Origin of the sequence: Bifidobacterium simiarum (genome assembly GCF_002802905.1) — a bacterium.
GTDB classification, from domain to species: Bacteria; Actinomycetota; Actinomycetes; order Actinomycetales; family Bifidobacteriaceae; genus Galliscardovia; species Galliscardovia simiarum.
Map to the genome: position 1 here is coordinate 221,107 of NZ_PEBK01000003.1, position 15,121 is coordinate 236,227.

Annotated in this window: 13 protein-coding genes; 4 read left to right on the forward strand and 9 right to left on the reverse strand. The window is 63.4% G+C overall.

The window, feature by feature from the left end; all coding sequences use genetic code 11:
• Positions 1-121: 121 nt before the first annotated feature.
• The 5 genes from CSQ87_RS04370 to CSQ87_RS04390 all read right to left on the reverse strand — a co-directional run bounded on the left by CSQ87_RS04370 (position 122) and on the right by CSQ87_RS04390 (position 4,395).
• Positions 122-1,435 carry an MATE family efflux transporter gene (locus CSQ87_RS04370; RefSeq protein WP_100512715.1) on the reverse strand — a complete coding sequence of 438 codons (1,314 nt, stop codon included), beginning with the start codon at positions 1,433-1,435 and terminating at the stop codon, positions 122-124.
• 240 nt (positions 1,436-1,675) lie between these two features.
• Positions 1,676-2,056 carry a 50S ribosomal protein L7/L12 gene (gene rplL, locus CSQ87_RS04375; RefSeq protein ID WP_100512661.1) on the reverse strand — a complete coding sequence of 127 codons (381 nt, stop codon included), beginning with the start codon at positions 2,054-2,056 and terminating at the stop codon, positions 1,676-1,678.
• Between the two features lie 116 nt (positions 2,057-2,172).
• On the reverse strand, positions 2,173-2,694 hold the full coding sequence (rplJ, locus tag CSQ87_RS04380) for a 50S ribosomal protein L10 (protein ID WP_100512662.1): 522 nt from the start codon (positions 2,692-2,694) through the stop codon (positions 2,173-2,175).
• Positions 2,695-2,982: 288 nt separating this feature from the next.
• Entirely contained in the window at positions 2,983-3,171 is a 189-nt protein-coding gene (locus CSQ87_RS04385; protein ID WP_100512663.1) for a type II toxin-antitoxin system antitoxin, read from the reverse strand.
• A 132-nt stretch (positions 3,172-3,303) separates the two neighbouring features.
• On the reverse strand, positions 3,304-4,395 hold the full coding sequence (locus CSQ87_RS04390; protein ID WP_207761097.1) for an SPFH domain-containing protein: 1,092 nt from the start codon (positions 4,393-4,395) through the stop codon (positions 3,304-3,306).
• Between the two features lie 488 nt (positions 4,396-4,883).
• Here CSQ87_RS04390 and yddG point away from each other — a divergent pair, with 488 nt between their 5' ends.
• Positions 4,884-5,801: an aromatic amino acid DMT transporter YddG gene (yddG, locus tag CSQ87_RS04395; RefSeq protein ID WP_100512664.1), complete on the forward strand. Its 918-nt coding sequence runs from the start codon at positions 4,884-4,886 to the stop codon at positions 5,799-5,801.
• A gap of 410 nt (positions 5,802-6,211) precedes the next feature.
• A complete protein-coding gene (locus tag CSQ87_RS04400) occupies positions 6,212-7,405 on the forward strand; it encodes a LacI family DNA-binding transcriptional regulator (RefSeq protein ID WP_100512665.1) in 1,194 nt (397 codons plus the stop codon).
• A gap of 267 nt (positions 7,406-7,672) precedes the next feature.
• Here CSQ87_RS04400 and CSQ87_RS04405 read toward each other — a convergent pair whose 3' ends face one another.
• The 4 genes from CSQ87_RS04405 to CSQ87_RS04420 all read right to left on the reverse strand — a co-directional run bounded on the left by CSQ87_RS04405 (position 7,673) and on the right by CSQ87_RS04420 (position 12,128).
• The gene (locus CSQ87_RS04405) at positions 7,673-8,107 is read right to left on the reverse strand and encodes a hypothetical protein (protein ID WP_100512666.1); all 435 of its coding nucleotides are present in this window, start codon (positions 8,105-8,107) and stop codon (positions 7,673-7,675) included.
• A 105-nt stretch (positions 8,108-8,212) separates the two neighbouring features.
• The gene (locus tag CSQ87_RS04410) at positions 8,213-9,766 is read right to left on the reverse strand and encodes an MFS transporter (protein WP_243388829.1); all 1,554 of its coding nucleotides are present in this window, start codon (positions 9,764-9,766) and stop codon (positions 8,213-8,215) included.
• 473 nt (positions 9,767-10,239) lie between these two features.
• Positions 10,240-10,905, reverse strand: coding sequence for a bifunctional 4-hydroxy-2-oxoglutarate aldolase/2-dehydro-3-deoxy-phosphogluconate aldolase (eda, locus tag CSQ87_RS04415; protein ID WP_100512667.1), 666 nt, complete (start codon positions 10,903-10,905; stop codon positions 10,240-10,242).
• 239 nt (positions 10,906-11,144) lie between these two features.
• Positions 11,145-12,128: a sugar kinase gene (locus CSQ87_RS04420; RefSeq protein ID WP_100512668.1), complete on the reverse strand. Its 984-nt coding sequence runs from the start codon at positions 12,126-12,128 to the stop codon at positions 11,145-11,147.
• 345 nt (positions 12,129-12,473) lie between these two features.
• On the opposite strand from CSQ87_RS04420, the gene CSQ87_RS04425 reads away from it, so the two are divergent.
• Both CSQ87_RS04425 and CSQ87_RS04430 read left to right on the forward strand, forming a co-directional pair.
• A complete protein-coding gene (locus CSQ87_RS04425) occupies positions 12,474-13,502 on the forward strand; it encodes a LacI family DNA-binding transcriptional regulator (RefSeq protein WP_100512669.1) in 1,029 nt (342 codons plus the stop codon).
• 269 nt (positions 13,503-13,771) lie between these two features.
• Positions 13,772-15,103 (forward strand): gluconate:proton symporter, encoded by a 1,332-nt coding sequence (locus tag CSQ87_RS04430; protein WP_100512670.1) that lies wholly within the window; start codon positions 13,772-13,774, stop codon positions 15,101-15,103.
• Positions 15,104-15,121 lie beyond the last annotated feature (18 nt).

A 15,121-nucleotide genomic window follows, 5' to 3' on the forward strand; every position in this document is an offset into this window, starting at 1 on the left:
CCGTCCGGCGCCGCCGGCCACCTTCCCCTCGGAGGGGAAGGCAGGCTCTTCGCTCATTACGACCTTCCCCTTGAGGGGAAGGTGTCAGCCGCCGGCTGACGGATGAGGTGACCGAACCCGCCTATGCCGGCCGCCGTAGTCGTTTCAGTACCCGGGCCTGCAGCGGGATCGTCGTAGCGAAGGTGAGCAGGTCGGCCGCCGGCTGGGCGATCTCGACGCCGAGCAGGCCGAACACGGCGGGCAGCACGATGATCAGCGGCACCAGATACACCCCCTGACGGCACACGCCGAGGAACGAGGCGACGCCGGTGAGCCCCATGGTCTGCTGCATCATGTTGGAGATCATGTTCACCCCCATGAACGGCACGCTGCAGCATTGCAGCCACAGGGCGAGCGTGCCGATGCGCACGACCTGCGGGTCGGAGCGGAACAGTTCGATGAGCTGCGGCGCGAACGCGGAGAGCCCGATCGCGAAACCGATCAGGATCACGGTGCTCACCCGCACGCAGAACCAGTATCCCTGCCGCACCCGGTCGAACAGGCCGGCACCATAGTTGTAGCCGCAGACCGGCTGGAACCCCTGACCGAGGCCGATGATCACCGAGTTGGTGAACATCATGAGCCGCATGACGATGGCCATGGCCGCGATCGCCGCGTCGCCGAACGGGTTGGCCGCGAGGTTCACGCAGGTGACGGCCACCGATCCGACGCTTTGCCGCAGCAGCGAGGGCAGTCCCCCGCCGATCACCTCGCGGATCAGCAGCGGGTCGGGCCGGAATTCGCGCGGCGTGAGCTTGAGCACGGCCACCTTGCGGCACATGACCGCCAGCATGGTGAAGCTGATCGTCTGGCAGACCGCCGTGGCCAGTCCGGCGCCGAGGATGCCCAGATCGAGCGCGAAGATGAAGATCGGGGCGAGGACGCAGTTGAGTATGGCGCCGGAGACGAGGCCGATCATCGAATAGGAGGACTGTCCCTGATACCGCAGCAGACCGTTCATGGTGAACGATCCGCAGACCATGGGTGCGGCGACGAGGATCGGCGTGAGATACTGCATGGCGTACGGGGCGATGGTTTCGGTGGAGCCGAGGGCGAAGACCATCGGATGCAGGAACAGCAGGCCGAGGACGGCGAGCAGGGTGCCGAAGCCCACCGAGCCGAAAAATCCGATCGCCATGAGTCGGGAGGCCCGCGCGGTGTTCTGCTTGCCCATTTCGCGCGACATGGAGTTGCCGGCGCCGTTGCCGAAGAAGAAGCCGATGGCCTGCATGATCGTCATCACCGAGAACGCGATGCCGATCGCGCCGGATTGCGAGGTGCCGAGCCGACCGATGAAATAGGTGTCGACGAGGTTGTAGGCCATGGTGACCAGATTCGAGATCATGGCCGGGATCGCCAGTCGGATGATCAGCGGACGGATGGGCCGACCGGTCATCTGCCGGTATTTCTCGTCCGCCTTCGCGCGTCTGATGCCTTGTGCCACGCCCGATATCCTACGCCGGATACGGACATGCACGCCGCTTGTGCCGCCATGCGAAACCCCACGTATATGAAAAACCCCGCGTATATGAACCAAGTATGCGAAAACCCCGCGGCCACGGATCGCAATGCGATCGTGACTGCGGGGTTTCAAGCTGCTAAGCCAAGCAATGAGCGGGATTCCCTCCCGCGTGTATTACTTGAGCTCGACGGTGGCGCCAGCCTCTTCCAGCTGAGCCTTGGCCTTCTCGGCGTCTTCCTTCTTGGCGCCCTCGAGGACGGCCTTCGGAGCACCGTCGACGAGGCCCTTGGCCTCGGCCAGACCCAGGGAGGTGATGGCGCGGACGGCCTTGATGACCTGGATCTTCTTGTCGCCAACGGCGGAGAGGATCACGTCGAACTCGGTCTTCTCTTCCTCGGCCGGAGCAGCGCCCGGAGCGGCGGCAACGGCGACAGCGGCCGGAGCGGCAGCCTCGACGTCGAACTTCTCTTCGAAGGCCTTGACGAACTCGGAGAGCTCGACGAGGGTCATTTCACCGAAAGCTTCCAGGAGCTCTTCGTTGGTGAGCTTAGCCATTATGGCTTCCTTTCATTCAGCGGCGGCCGGCAATTGTTAAGGTCTTGGGATGCCGACCAGCCAAAATTTTCTGTTTGCTTGTTACGCAGCGAGTCGCAACCCTTGCAGGGTGCGGATCAGGCAGCCTTCTCCTGCTTTTCGCGCAGAGCGTCCACCGTACGCACGGCCTTGGTGGGCAGAGCGACGAAGAGCTGAGCGGTCTTGGTCTGCACAGCCTTGAGGGAGTACGCGACCTTGGAGAGAAGGACCGGACGGGATTCGAGGTCAGCGAGCTTGGTGACGCCCTCGGCATCGTACACGGTGCCGTCGGCGAAGCCGCCCTTGACAACGAGCTGCTTGTTTTCCTTGGTGAAGTCACGCAGGACCTTGGCGGCCTCGACGAAATCGCCCTTCACGAAAGTGAGAGCGGTAGGACCGGAGAGCAGATCGTCCAGACCTTCCACGCCCGCTTCCTTGGCGGCGATGCGTGCCAGCGTGTTCTTCGCCACGGTGTAGGAAGTATCGCGGCCCAGCTTCTCGCGCAGATCGGAGATCTGCGGTACGCTCAGCCCGCGGTACTCAGTGAGGTACACGGCGTCGGCATCACGGAACTGCTCCGTGAGCGCGGCGATGACCTCAGCCTTTTCGGGCCTTAACATGGCGTTCCTTCCTAAATCGGCCATTGATTCGTTCGGGAAGCCATCTGCAAGCAGCCAGAGCAACAAAAAAAGCCCCGCACGCAGGCGGAGCATCATCATCGGTCCCATGCGGAACGATCCGCACATGAACCGGATTCCATCGGGAATCAGTCTCGCAACCTGCGCTGGCAACCTTCGGGAGTCGGCAGACTCCAACCAACGGTCTGTGGTTTACAAAACTGAGACTATACACGCAGGCGGCGATATCGCCAAATCCGCGACACGCCCGAACATCACGGGCGCGCCCCGTCATTCGCCCCGTCGGGCGTTGGTGCGGGACGGCGGCAGCTGCTTGGGCAGTCGTCCCGCCCGCTTGAGCGAGTCGCGGATGATGAACTCCATCTGTCCGTTGACCGATCGCAGTTCGTCGGCGGCCCAGTGCTCCACCGCCTCCCACAGTTGAGGATCCACCCTCAGCGGGTACTGCTTCTTCGCCATGGGAGTCTCCTTTCCTGCGATGACCTTCCGCAGCGGTCTCGCACCGGGGCGAAGCCGCTACCGAGAAGACCTATCCGATACATCCGATACGGAATCCGACGAATCCGACGAATCCGTATTTTCCACGAATCCTTAATTGTAGAGCGAACCGGCGTTGACCACGGGCTGGGCGTCGTTGTCGCCGCACAGCACCACCATCAGGTTCGAAACCATCGCGGCCTTGCGCTCCTCGTCCAGTTCGACGACGCCGTCCTTGTCCAGCTCCTTGAGCGCCATCTCGACCATGGACACCGCACCCTGCACGATCTTGGTGCGGGCTGCGATGATCGCCTCGGCCTGCTGGCGGCGCAGCATCACCTGCGCGATTTCGGGCGCGTACGCCAGATGGGTCAGCCGCGCATCGTCCACGGTGATGCCGGCGGGCGCCAGACGCTCAGCGAGCTCGTCCCGCAGCGCCTGCGACACCTCGGCGATGTTCGACCGCAGCGTGATCTCGCCGGCCGCGGCCTCATCGGTCTGCGCATTGTGATCGTAGGCGTACCGGCTGGCGACGTGCCGCAGCGCGGTCTCGGCCTGCATGCCGACGAACTGCTCGTAATGGTCCACGTCGAACACGGCGCGGGCGGTGTCGGTCACGCGCCACACGATCACGTCGGCGATCTCGATCGGATTGCCGTTGCGGTCGTTCACCTTGAGCTTCGGACCGTTGAGCGTGCGGGCGCGCAGCGAGATCTTCGCCTTGACCGCCGACTGGTTGGTCTTTGCGGTCTTTTTCTTGCCGGTCAGCGCGGCCGTCAGCGATTCGCCGTCGCTTTCCTCCTGATCGGCGGGCTGCAGATCACGCGAATAGAACGGATTGGACCAGTAGAAGCCCTCGCCGCGCACCGTGCCGCGGTATTCGCCGAACAACACGAGCACTCGGGCCTCGTTGGGCTGCAGCGAGAAGAAGCCCGCCGGCACCATCGACATCACCACGCACAGCACGATGCCGACGATCAGCAGTACCGTACCGGCCTGCGTTGCCGTACCGCCGTCTCCATGGGCCGCATTGAGCAGGATCGACGCGACCACGATGGCGGCGATGGCCACGACCCAACCGAGAATCGTTGCCGCCAGCATCGGCCAGCCGCTCATCGCCCTTCCTTCTCGTTCGACCGAGGGGGCCGATCCGGCAGTCCCGCCTCCGACTCCGCCCCTGACCTTGACCTCGTTCTTCCCAACCATGACGATCACCCTCCTTGGATCGCAGGAACCGACCCGACCGGCCGATCACCTGATACCAAAATGATATCACTTTGATTTCATCTTTCGCAACGACGTAGTGCCGCGGAGGTCCCTGTGGAGAACGACTGGAACCATGAGGCACGGCAACGTAGTCGGGTCACCTGACACCTCATCCGACCGGCATTCGCCGGCCACCTTCCCCTCAAGGGGAAGGCAAGATGGTCACCACGCGGCATTCGCCGGCCACCTTCAACCGCAAGAACGGACGGCCGACGGCCGCGCCCCAATCGCTCGCCTGTCGGCTCGCCTGAACCCTACAAATGCCTCCGGCATTTCCATACGGGTTCAGCCTCGCTCCCATCACCTCATCAGTCAGCCTTCGGCTGCCAGCTTCCCCTGCGAGGGGAAGCCAGGATGATCGTTCCGCCGCTCTCGACGACAACGAACCAATGCATCCGCACATCTCCCCATAACCTGGTGCCGGTATCATGGCGGACATGAAGGGGAACACGAAGAACGTCTCCACCGCCCGCGCCACGATGGTGGGATTCATGGCGATCGTCCTGTGGAGCATGATGATGGGGCTGGTGCGCATCGTCTCCGAATCGTTCGGCGCCACGCTCGGCTCGGCGATGATCTACACCTGCGGCGCCGTCCTGCTGCTGATCTTCCGCCGACCGGCGCCGATCCGCACCGCGCCGAAACGGTATCTGATCATCGGCGGCGTCCTGTTCGTGTTCTACGAATCGTCGATCGCCCTGTCGATCGGCCTGGCCTCCTCGGCCGCGCAATCGGTGGAGATCAGTCTGGTCAACTACCTGTGGCCCACGCTCATGGTGCTGCTCGCCGCCGCGATCTCACACAAACGCCATGCGGTGTGGTTCGCCCTGCCCGGCGCACTGGTCGCCACGGCCGGCGTCTTCCTCGCCGTCGGCGGCAACAGCGGCCTCGACTGGCATGTGGCCCTGCAGCACGTCGTCGAGAATCCCCTGCCGTTCGCCCTGTCGTTCCTCGGGGCGCTGGCATGGTCGGTGTACGCGGTGGCCACGCCGTCGCTGTCGAAGGGATACGACGGCACGAGCGTGTTCTTCCCCTGCGTGTGCGTGGCCCTGTGGATCGTGCACTTCCTCTCCGGCGAGGGTCTGCCCACCGCCACTCCCCCGACGCATGCCTGGGTCACCGTGCTGATCACGGCCGCCGTGATCGCCGGCGGCTACGCCTGCTGGGGGTTCGGCATCCTGCACGGCAGCATGGAGAAGATGGCGATCGCCTCATACGCCACACCGGTGCTGTCGGTCGGCGCAAGCGCGCTGCTGCTGGGGCTGAACCTATCGATGCCGTTCTGGATCGGCACGCTGCTGGTCGCCGCCGGGTCGGTGCTCAATCTGGTGATCAAGGCGAAGTGAGCAGGGGGAAGCCTCAAAAGACACAAACGACGGACGGCGGTTCGTGAGCTGACTTCCGATGCCCACGAATCGTCGCCGTGCGAATCTGCCGGCAAAGCAAGGAAAGGAACCTTCGCCGACACCGTCATCCGACCGTTGCGGCACCGCCGATCACCGAACGTCGCGCCTGGCACTGGCGCCGGATTCGGTGACGGTCCCCATACTGGCAACTGGGGAGGGTCCGCGCACGGTTTCCAACGATCCGACGTTCGACATCCGGGCTTCCCTGTCCGAACCGCAACATCCGATCGCCGATGACACCATCATCATATGGTCGGTTGCGCGAAGACAGAATACGGTTTCCACAGGTTTCCAAAACGCCGCGCGTCGGGTCGATCGTGTTACCGGGGCCGGGCCGATATCATACCGATGTGAGCAGTGAGCAGGAGCAGTACGACGACCGGCATGACGACCGGACCGCCCCCACCGACCGGACCGGGAACCCGGATTCAGCCGATCAGGCAGAGCAAACCGATCGGCCGGACCAGATCAGTCAGCCGGACCGGATCGGCCAGTCGGATCAGCCCAGCAAAACAGGCCAGATCAGTCAGCCGGACCAGCCCGGTCGGCCAGACCAGTCTGATCAGGTCACGATCAGCGACGTGGCCAAGGCGGCCGGCGTCTCGATCGCCACGGTGTCGCGCACCTTCCGCCGGCCCGACCGCGTGAACGTCAATACGCTCAACCATGTGCGGGCCGTGGCCGAACGGCTCGGCTACCATACGCAAATCATCCGCCCGCGCAGCGAAAGCAATCTGGCCGGACTGATCGCCCTGACCGTCAACGATCTGAACAATCCGGTGTATTCGCAGATCGCGCACGGCGTGCAGCGCGAATGCGGTCGGCGCGGATTCGGCTTGATGATCTCGGAAACCGAGGGCAGCATCACCCTGGAACGGGCGATCATCAAACGCAGCATCCCCCATGTGGACGGGATGATCCTCTGCTCGCCGAGGCTTTCGGACTGGGAGGTACGCAAGGCCGCGCAGTCGCGTCCGCTGGCCGTGATGATCCGCATGGTCGGCGGGGTGCAGTCGCTGTACGCCGACGACACTCCGGCGATCAACGAGACCATCGCCGCGATCGCCCGGCTCGGCCACCGGGAGGTCACGTATCTGCCCGGACCGGACCGCGCCTGGGGCAACAGTCTGCGGGTCAGGGCCCTGCAGTCGGCCTGCCATGCCACCGGCATGCGTCTGCGGCACACGCAGTGCGCCTACCCGGTCGGACGGCATTCCGCGCGGGCGTTCGCGGAGTTTCTGCGGCATCCCACCACTGCGGTGATCGCCTACAACGACGAGGTGGCCTACGCCTTCATGCGGTTCGCCCACGATCATGGTCTCGACGTGCCCGGTGCGGTGTCGGTCGTCGGCATCGACGACATTCCGATGTGCGAGGTGTGCTCACCCACCCTCGCCTCGATCGCGGTGCCGCGGCAGGAGATGGCCCGCATGGCGGCGCGGAAGGTGATCGATCAGGTGCTGCACAACGCCGATGGGTCGACTGCCCCGGTGGTATTGCCAAGCCGGTTCGTGCCGCGCGACAGTCTCGGCCCTGTCCGCTAGCCGGTCCTGTCCACCATCCAGACCAGTCCGCCAGCCGGCCCTATCCACCAGCCAGACCAGTCCGCCAGCCGGCCCTGTCCACCAGCCGCCCCGCAACCAACGGTAGCGGGCGTGCAACCAACGGTAGCCGGTCCGCAACCAACGGTAGCGGAGCCGACGACGTCCACGGCCGCGGCCCGAATACGAAAGAACCCCGCCGGGAACTACCCGACGGGGTCCGTCATGGATGATCGATCAGACGATCAACGTCAGACGATCAGGCCGCAATCACTTGGCCAGCTTGGAGAAGTCCTCGAACAGCTCGCCGTAGATCTGGCCCCAGGAGCGCTTGCCCTGGATGTACTTGATGGTCATCGATTCGGTGAAGGAGTCGAAGAAGCCCTTGATCTCGGCCTTGGTCTCGTCGGAGACGGCCAGCTCGTCGACCTTGGCCTTGATGCCGGCGGACGCCTGGGCGCAGCGCAGAGCCTCCCACTCGCCGTAGGTCATGGACTTGAACTTGCCGTCAAGGCCCTCGTTGAGGGTGAAGGTGTCGGCGGTGGTCAGGGCGGCCAGCGTCGGCTCGATCTGATCGACCGGGGTGGCGAAGTCAAGGTCGGCGGCCTGCTCGAGACCGGTGAAGGAGACCTTGCCGTCGGCGATGTCGGCCTGGATGAAGGCCATCTTGTCGATCTTCTCGTTGTACAGGATGATCTGGGACATGATTGTGCTTCTTTCGTGTGTTCTGTGAGCGTGTGTTCTGTGAGAGGGTATGAAAAGAGCCGCGGTCGGCGGGGAGCGCCTTCGCGCGGCTCAGGGATTCGGATATCAGATCTTTTCGATCGGCAGGCCGTTCTTGTCGAGGTCCGGCCACAGCTTCTCGTACGGGTGACCGGTGAGCTCTTCGGCGATCTTGCGGGCTTCGGGGGTGACGTCGGCCTTGGAGCCGCCGGCCTCGAGACGCTCGATCTCGGCCTTCAGGATGCCGTGGGTCTCACGGTCGAGGTAGATGCGGCGGGACATCCACAGGGCCCAGGCGATCAGGATGGCGGTGCCGAGGAAGAACACGGCCACGATGCCGACCTGCACGTTGTGCGGGGTGGTCTGGAAGTTCTTCATGGTGTCGGCCTTGTAGCCGGTGAACTCCAGCAGGATACCGGCAACCCACGTGGCGATGGCGCCGGTGGACTTGCGGAAGAAGGTCATCACGGAGGCGTACAGACCGGCGCGGTCGCCGCGGGTCATGATGTAGTCCACGTCAGGCATGAACGGGAACAGGTTCCACGGGGTGAACTCCAGGGTGGCGCGGCCGCACTGGTAGACGATGGAGACGATCAGGAAGATCCAGAACGGGTTGTGGATGCCGAGGGCCCACACACCGACGTAGGCGACCATGGCCACGAGGATGGCGACGTAGCTCAGGCGGAACAGGAAGCGCGGACCGTGGGAGATCATGAGCTTGGCGCACAGGATCGTCATCGGGATACCGAGGATGGACATGGCCTGGAAGGTCCACGGCCAGGATTCGCCGGCGCCGGAGATGCAGCAGACGATGAAGGTCGGCAGCAGGGTGGAGTAGAAGTCCTTACCGGTGAAGGACAGCAAGTAGACGGCCAGGTGGGTGCGGAAGGCCTGGTTCTTGAAGGTGTCGACGTAGCCGGTGACGGACTCCTTGAGGAAGCCGCCGACGGACTGCTTCGGACGGGACTCGAGCTCCTTGAGGAACTCGGGGGTCAGCGCACGCTCCCAAGTGCCGAAGGTGGAGATGGCGATGGCGACCACGAACAGGACGGTCCAAGCGAGGCCGGCGATCAGGTAGGCGTTCGGGTTGTTGGCCTGCTTCAGGGCGGCCAGGATCAGGAACACGAGGGCGGTACCGGTGGCGGAGATCACCATGCGGGAGCCGGAGAGGGTGGTACGCAGCGTGTAGTCACGCGTCATTTCGGTCGGCAGGCATTCCCACGGCACGATCATCATGGCGATGATGACCTCCATGGCGATGTAGACCGCGAGGTAGTAGGCGGCGGAGGTGGAGTTGATCCAGAACAGCGGGAACACGCAGGCGAACAGCACCAGACCGAGCAGCATGAAGAAGTGGCGACGGCCGAACTTCTGGCCGAGCTTGGTGTGGTAGAAGTTATCGGTGATCAGACCGAGGAACAGGTTCCAGATGCAGTCCACAATTCGACCGGCGGCGGCGATACCACCGGCGATGGCGGGGTTGAAGCCCTGGGCCAGGGTCAGGTAGGCGAAGATGACGCCGGAGACGATGTTGTTCCAGCCGCCACCCATGAGGTCGAGCATGCCGTACTGAATGCCTCGGCCGATGTTGATCTCGTGGGCCTTGTAAGGCCACTTATTGAGATTCACTTGGGAAGCCATGTTTTTCCTTTCCTTCTTCCGTATCGTTTTGGGTTCTCGCGTGCCAGTGCGCAACCCTGCGAAGGGTCTACATCGACCTTTCCCGATACAAAAATCTTTCAGTTAGATTCTGTGCCGAGGAGGGGTTTGATCGTGCGCTGTTGCCTACTTTTGCATTAGAACGGTAACGAAATGCCAACCACCGGATGGACCCCAATCGAACACCATCGCACGGAATCCGGTGAAAAACGGGGGAAATCCGACATAGGCAAACAAAAAACGTGCCATATCCGAACATGGACGGATATGGCACGTCAGACGGCATCAGGCCGGTGATCGTTCCGGATACGAAGCCGGAAACGATCGGTGATCGCAACCGATCGATGATCAGTTATCGATGATCGACGATCGATAACTGATCGACCAGTGACAGCCGATCAAGACCGATCGATCAGTGACAGCCGATCAGTGAGAACCGATCGGTTGCGGCGTGATCACTTGTTCTTGGAGGCGATGATCGGCTCGACCAGGGCGCGGGCGTCCTTGCAGGCCTGGGCGATCGCGGCCCAGTCGTGGGCCTTCTGCGCGGCGGACGGCACCGGGAAGGAGCCGCCGACGGCGAACACGTTCTTCAGGGAGATGTACTCCTCGGCGTTCTTCAGGCTCACGCCGCCGGTGGGCAGGAACTTCATCTCGGCGAACGGGCCGTTGAGGGCCTTGAGGGTCTTCACGCCGCCGTAGGCCTCGGCCGGGAAGAACTTGACGTAGCGCAGACCGAGCTGGTAGGCGTCGTCCACGTCGGACGGGACGGCGGTACCGGGCAGGATCAGCACGTCGTTCTCGAGGGCGTAGTCCACCACGGAGCGGGTGAAGGCCGGGGTGACCAGACCCTTGCAGCCAGCCTCGATGGAGGCCTTGGCCTGCTCGACGGTGTGCACGGTGCCGGCCACCAGGGTGACGCCGGGGACCTCGTCGCGGATGCGCTTCATGCCTTCGATGGCGTACGGGGAGCGGAAGGTGACCTCGGCCACCGGGACGCCACCCTCTTCCAGTGCCTTCGCCAGCGGCACGGCCTCTTCGACGCTGTGCAGCGTGACCAGCGGGACGACGCCGAGCTGCTCGAGGTAGGCGAGCTGCTCTTCATTGGTCTTTTCTGCCATGGTTACTCCTTTGAGTGGTTGCAGAGATGGGTTACCAACAATTCAATTATGGGACGGCGGGACGATGTCGTCAGCCGCCTCGGTCACCTCATCCGACCGGCAAGGGCTATTGGCCCCTCATCAGTCAGCCTTCGGCTGCCAGCTTCCCCCAAAGGGGGAAGCCAAGCCGCATCGCTGCCTTCCCCTCGAGGGGAAGGTGGCCGGCGTATGCCGGTCGGATGAGGTGACGAATGAGACTCTTACTCGGCGCGCTTGTGGGAGGCGGTGAACGCGGCCAGCTCCTCGGGGGTCGGCAGACCCTCGTTGTCGGAGACGAACTGCGTCTGGATGGCGCCCAGCGCGCAGCCGCGCTCCAGCGCCTCGGCCACGGTCTTGCCGTCCATCAGGGCGGAGATCGTACCGGCCGCGAAGCCGTCGCCGGCGCCGACGGTATCGACCACATGATCGACCACGAAGCCGGGCACGTAGGCGGATTCCTTGCCGTCGTAGGCGTAGGCGCCCTTCGGGCCGTCCTTGACGACGACCAGCTTGGCACCGTTGTCGATGAACGCCTTGGCGGTGTCCTCGATGGTCTCGGCGCCGAACAGCTCATGGCCCTCGCCGCCGCCGGGCAGCACGAGGTCGGCCTGGGAGGCCAGCTCGATCAGGGTCTTGCGCATGAGGTCGAGGCTCGGCCAAATCGCCGGACGCAGGTTCGGGTCGAAGGAGACGAACGCGCCGTTCTCGCGGGCGCGGACGATCAGGCGCTTGGCCGCGGCCAGCGTGGTCTCGCTCAGCGGGGGCAGGATGCCGGTCAGGTGCACGGCGGAGATGTCGGAGAAGTCGACGGCGTCCACATCGGCCGGGGACAGCGTGGAGGCGGCGGAACCCTTGCGGAAGTAGGCGGTCTTCGGATCGCCCTTGCTCACCTTGGACTTGAACATCAGACCGGTCAGGCGGCTGTCGTCGTAGGAGACCAGCGAGGTGTCGATGCCGTTCTTCTCCATGAAGTTGCGGATGCGGTCGCCGCACGGATCATGGGCCAGCTTGGTCATGTACACCGGCTTCTGACCCATGCGGGCCAGACCGACGCACACGTTCAGCTCGGCACCGGCCACGGAGGCGCCGAAGTGCTCCACCGCACCCAGATCACCTTCCTGCTCCGCGGTGAACAGCGCCATCGCCTCACCGACCAGCAGTACCTTTCCCGGCTTAATCGCCACAGTTGCTTCACTCAATGCCATGGGAAATCCCTCTGTTCGATCAACATACATTGTTATGATTTGAGCTCGGACCTTGAACTCAACCGGTACACATAATACTAGGGAAACGCCCCTGCCGGCCGGAAATGTTGGCAACATTTTCCAAAGAAGACGGGTTCCGGCAATATCGGGCAGCTTCACCCCTTCGGGCCACCGCCGACCAACACCGACCGCAGACGGTCGCTCGCGGCAATCGCCGCAACGGTCCGGGCACATCCCCGACGAATCGGCGAGGCAATCGATGGAATCATTGTGTGATATATTGCACATCCCCATATACGATTGGGGGTATTGACAGATACTCCGCAGCGGTGTAAAGGAGGACCAATGCGACAGCCCCGGGCGAAGCGCAAGGCCAGCATCGCCGACGTGGCGAAGGCCGTCGGCGTATCGAAGACGACGATCTCACGGTATCTGCACGGCGAGTACGACTACATGTCCGCCCAGACCCGCGAACGCATTCGCAAGGTCATCGAGGAACTGGACTACCGGCCCAACCGCGTGGCGCAGATCCTCAAGGCCACGCGCAGCAACATCATCGGCGTGGTGATCGCCGACATCAGCAATCCGTTCAGCTCGCAGCTGCTCAAGGGCATCCAGACCGAGTGCCGCAAGCACGACATCCAGCTGCTCATCAGCGATGCGGATAACAGCGCCAAGGTCGAGCGCGCGGCCATGGAGTCCCTGCTCGACAGTCAGGTGGACGGGCTGATCGTCAACACCGCGGGAGACAACGACGACTTCCTCACCGCCTTCGCCACCACGCCCGGCAATCCGCCGATGGCGACGCTCGACCGCACGCTGCTGCCGCTGGTGTGCGACGGGGTGGCGACCGACAACGCCGGGGGCGTCAACCTCATGATGGACCATCTCGTCGCCCAGGGGTTCGAATATGTGACCTTCGTCGTCCGACCCCCGTCGGGCATCACCAGCCGACTGCACCGCATCAACGCGATGGAGGACTATCTCGCCACGCATGCCATCGACGGCGAGGTGCTGATCTACGACCCCGCCAAGGACGATCTGCCCGATCTGCTGTCCCGACTGTCCCATGACCACGTCGACGACCGGATCTGCCTGTTCGCCAACAACGAGGAGACCCTGCAGGACATCCTGCGGGCCTGCGACCGCGAGGAGTGCAGGCTGCTTGAGCGGGCGGGCCTATGCACCTTCGGCAGCGAGAACACCCGGTTCACCCGATCGGGCATCACCTGCCTCGACCAGAATCCGGTGCTGATCGGCCGCACCTGCGCGGCCCGGCTGATCGATCGGATCCAGTCGAAGAGCGACAAGCCGTTCGAACTGATCAAGCTGCCGACCGAACTGCACGTCTATCCGTCCACCGAGATCCGCTGACCCCGGTCGATCCGATCCCGATCCGACCGATCTCCCCCGATTTTTTGCCCCGATGATTTTCACGGTCATCGGGGCATTGTTATTGGAATGTAACGCGACACGCCGCAAACCGGTTTTGTTGACCGGTAAACAACACTCGTTTATAGTGTTGTTTACCGGTTCACACAGCAGTGCAAACACCGGCAACGTCGGCGACAGTCGACAACCCAAAAAAATCGGTAACTACCACAACGACATGGAAGAATAAACGTCATCTCAAGGAGGAGAGAATGATACTGGCAATCATGGGCATTTTGCTCGTGCTTTCTTTCGTCGGCTTCGTGGTCTACGCGATGAAGGGCGGCAACCTGACCGTCGGCTTCTTCGTGCAGACCATCATCTGGACCCTGATCTACTGTCTGGGCATCCCCTTCGGCGTCAGCAAGCCGTATGACATCATCACCGAAACCTTCGCCCAGCCGGCCCTGAACTACGGTCCGACCATCATCCAGATCATTCTGGGCGCCTGGTTCGGTCGCGTGCTGGTCGACACCGGCATCGCCTCGTCCATCTCCTACCGCACCGCCAAGATCGGTGAGAAGAGCCCGGTCCTGTGCACCATCGCGGTCGCCCTCGTCACCTGCCTGATCTTCACCAGCGCCTACGGCGTCGGCTCCGCCATCGCCATCGGTGTGATCCTCTTCCCGATCATGGGTCGTATCGGCGTCCCGAAGCGCGTCGCCGTCCCGGTCTTCACCCTGTCCATCGGCGCCGCCATGTGGATCAACAGCGTGCTGTTCGTCCAGTTCGCCGCCTTCTACCAGAGCTACGACTCCCCGGACGGCCAGAAGGTCGAGTGGGGCACCCACTACCTGAGCTTCGGCATCCCGGCCATGATCGTCCAGATGCTCGGCGTGATCATCTTCATCCTGATCCACTCCAAGGCCATCAAGAACGGCACCCCGTACGAAGTGGGCAACCCCGAGGAGCGCGGCAAGGCCGTTGAGTACCCCGAGGTTCCGGTGTGGACCTACATCATGCCTATCGTCCCGGTGGCCCTGAGCCTGATCCTCAAGTGGAACGCCGTCCCGGCCCTGCTGCTCGCCACCATCCTCACCTTCCTGTTCACCGGTCACATGAAGAGCTTCAAGGGCTTCGTGAAGATCCTCAACGGCACCGCCACCACCGCCATCGGCGACATCGGCCCGCTGATCGTCATGTTGCTCATCCTGCAGTTCTTCCAGCACTCCGCCGTCACCGTCATGAAGGTCTTCTCCGGCGTGCTCACCCCGATCATCCCGAACAACATGGCCGTGCTGGCCGTCGCCTTCTGCGTCCTCGCCCCGCTGGCCCTGTTCCGTGGCCCGCTCGAGCTGTACGGCGCGGGTTCCGCCGTGATCTCCATCTTCATGGCCACCGGCATGTTCAACTCCTGGTTCCTGTTCGCCCTGCTCGTGGTCCCGTCGATGACCTGCATCTCCGCCTGCATCACGCAGTCCTGGAACACCTGGGCAACCGGCTACATGGAGCTCGAGCCCAAGACCTTCCTCAAGATGGGCGTGCCGGTCTACTGGCTGTGCACCTTCCCGATCATGGGTCTGGCCGCCCTGCTGCTCTTCTAGTCCCGATCCGGGCCTGAA

Coding starts and splice junctions, on each gene's coding strand:
- CSQ87_RS04370 (WP_100512715.1), bottom strand. CDS start 1,435: ATGACCGGTCGGCCCATCCGTCCGCTGATCATCCGACTGGCGATCCCG.
- CSQ87_RS04390 (WP_207761097.1), bottom strand. CDS start 4,395: ATGGTTGGGAAGAACGAGGTCAAGGTCAGGGGCGGAGTCGGAGGCGGG.
- CSQ87_RS04405 (WP_100512666.1), bottom strand. CDS start 8,107: ATGTCCCAGATCATCCTGTACAACGAGAAGATCGACAAGATGGCCTTC.
- CSQ87_RS04410 (WP_243388829.1), bottom strand. CDS start 9,766: ATGGCTTCCCAAGTGAATCTCAATAAGTGGCCTTACAAGGCCCACGAG.
- rplJ (WP_100512662.1), bottom strand. CDS start 2,694: ATGTTAAGGCCCGAAAAGGCTGAGGTCATCGCCGCGCTCACGGAGCAG.
- CSQ87_RS04420 (WP_100512668.1), bottom strand. CDS start 12,128: ATGGCATTGAGTGAAGCAACTGTGGCGATTAAGCCGGGAAAGGTACTG.
- yddG (WP_100512664.1), top strand. CDS start 4,884: ATGGCGGACATGAAGGGGAACACGAAGAACGTCTCCACCGCCCGCGCC.
- CSQ87_RS04430 (WP_100512670.1), top strand. CDS start 13,772: ATGATACTGGCAATCATGGGCATTTTGCTCGTGCTTTCTTTCGTCGGC.
- eda (WP_100512667.1), bottom strand. CDS start 10,905: ATGGCAGAAAAGACCAATGAAGAGCAGCTCGCCTACCTCGAGCAGCTC.
- rplL (WP_100512661.1), bottom strand. CDS start 2,056: ATGGCTAAGCTCACCAACGAAGAGCTCCTGGAAGCTTTCGGTGAAATG.
- CSQ87_RS04425 (WP_100512669.1), top strand. CDS start 12,474: ATGCGACAGCCCCGGGCGAAGCGCAAGGCCAGCATCGCCGACGTGGCG.
- CSQ87_RS04385 (WP_100512663.1), bottom strand. CDS start 3,171: ATGGCGAAGAAGCAGTACCCGCTGAGGGTGGATCCTCAACTGTGGGAG.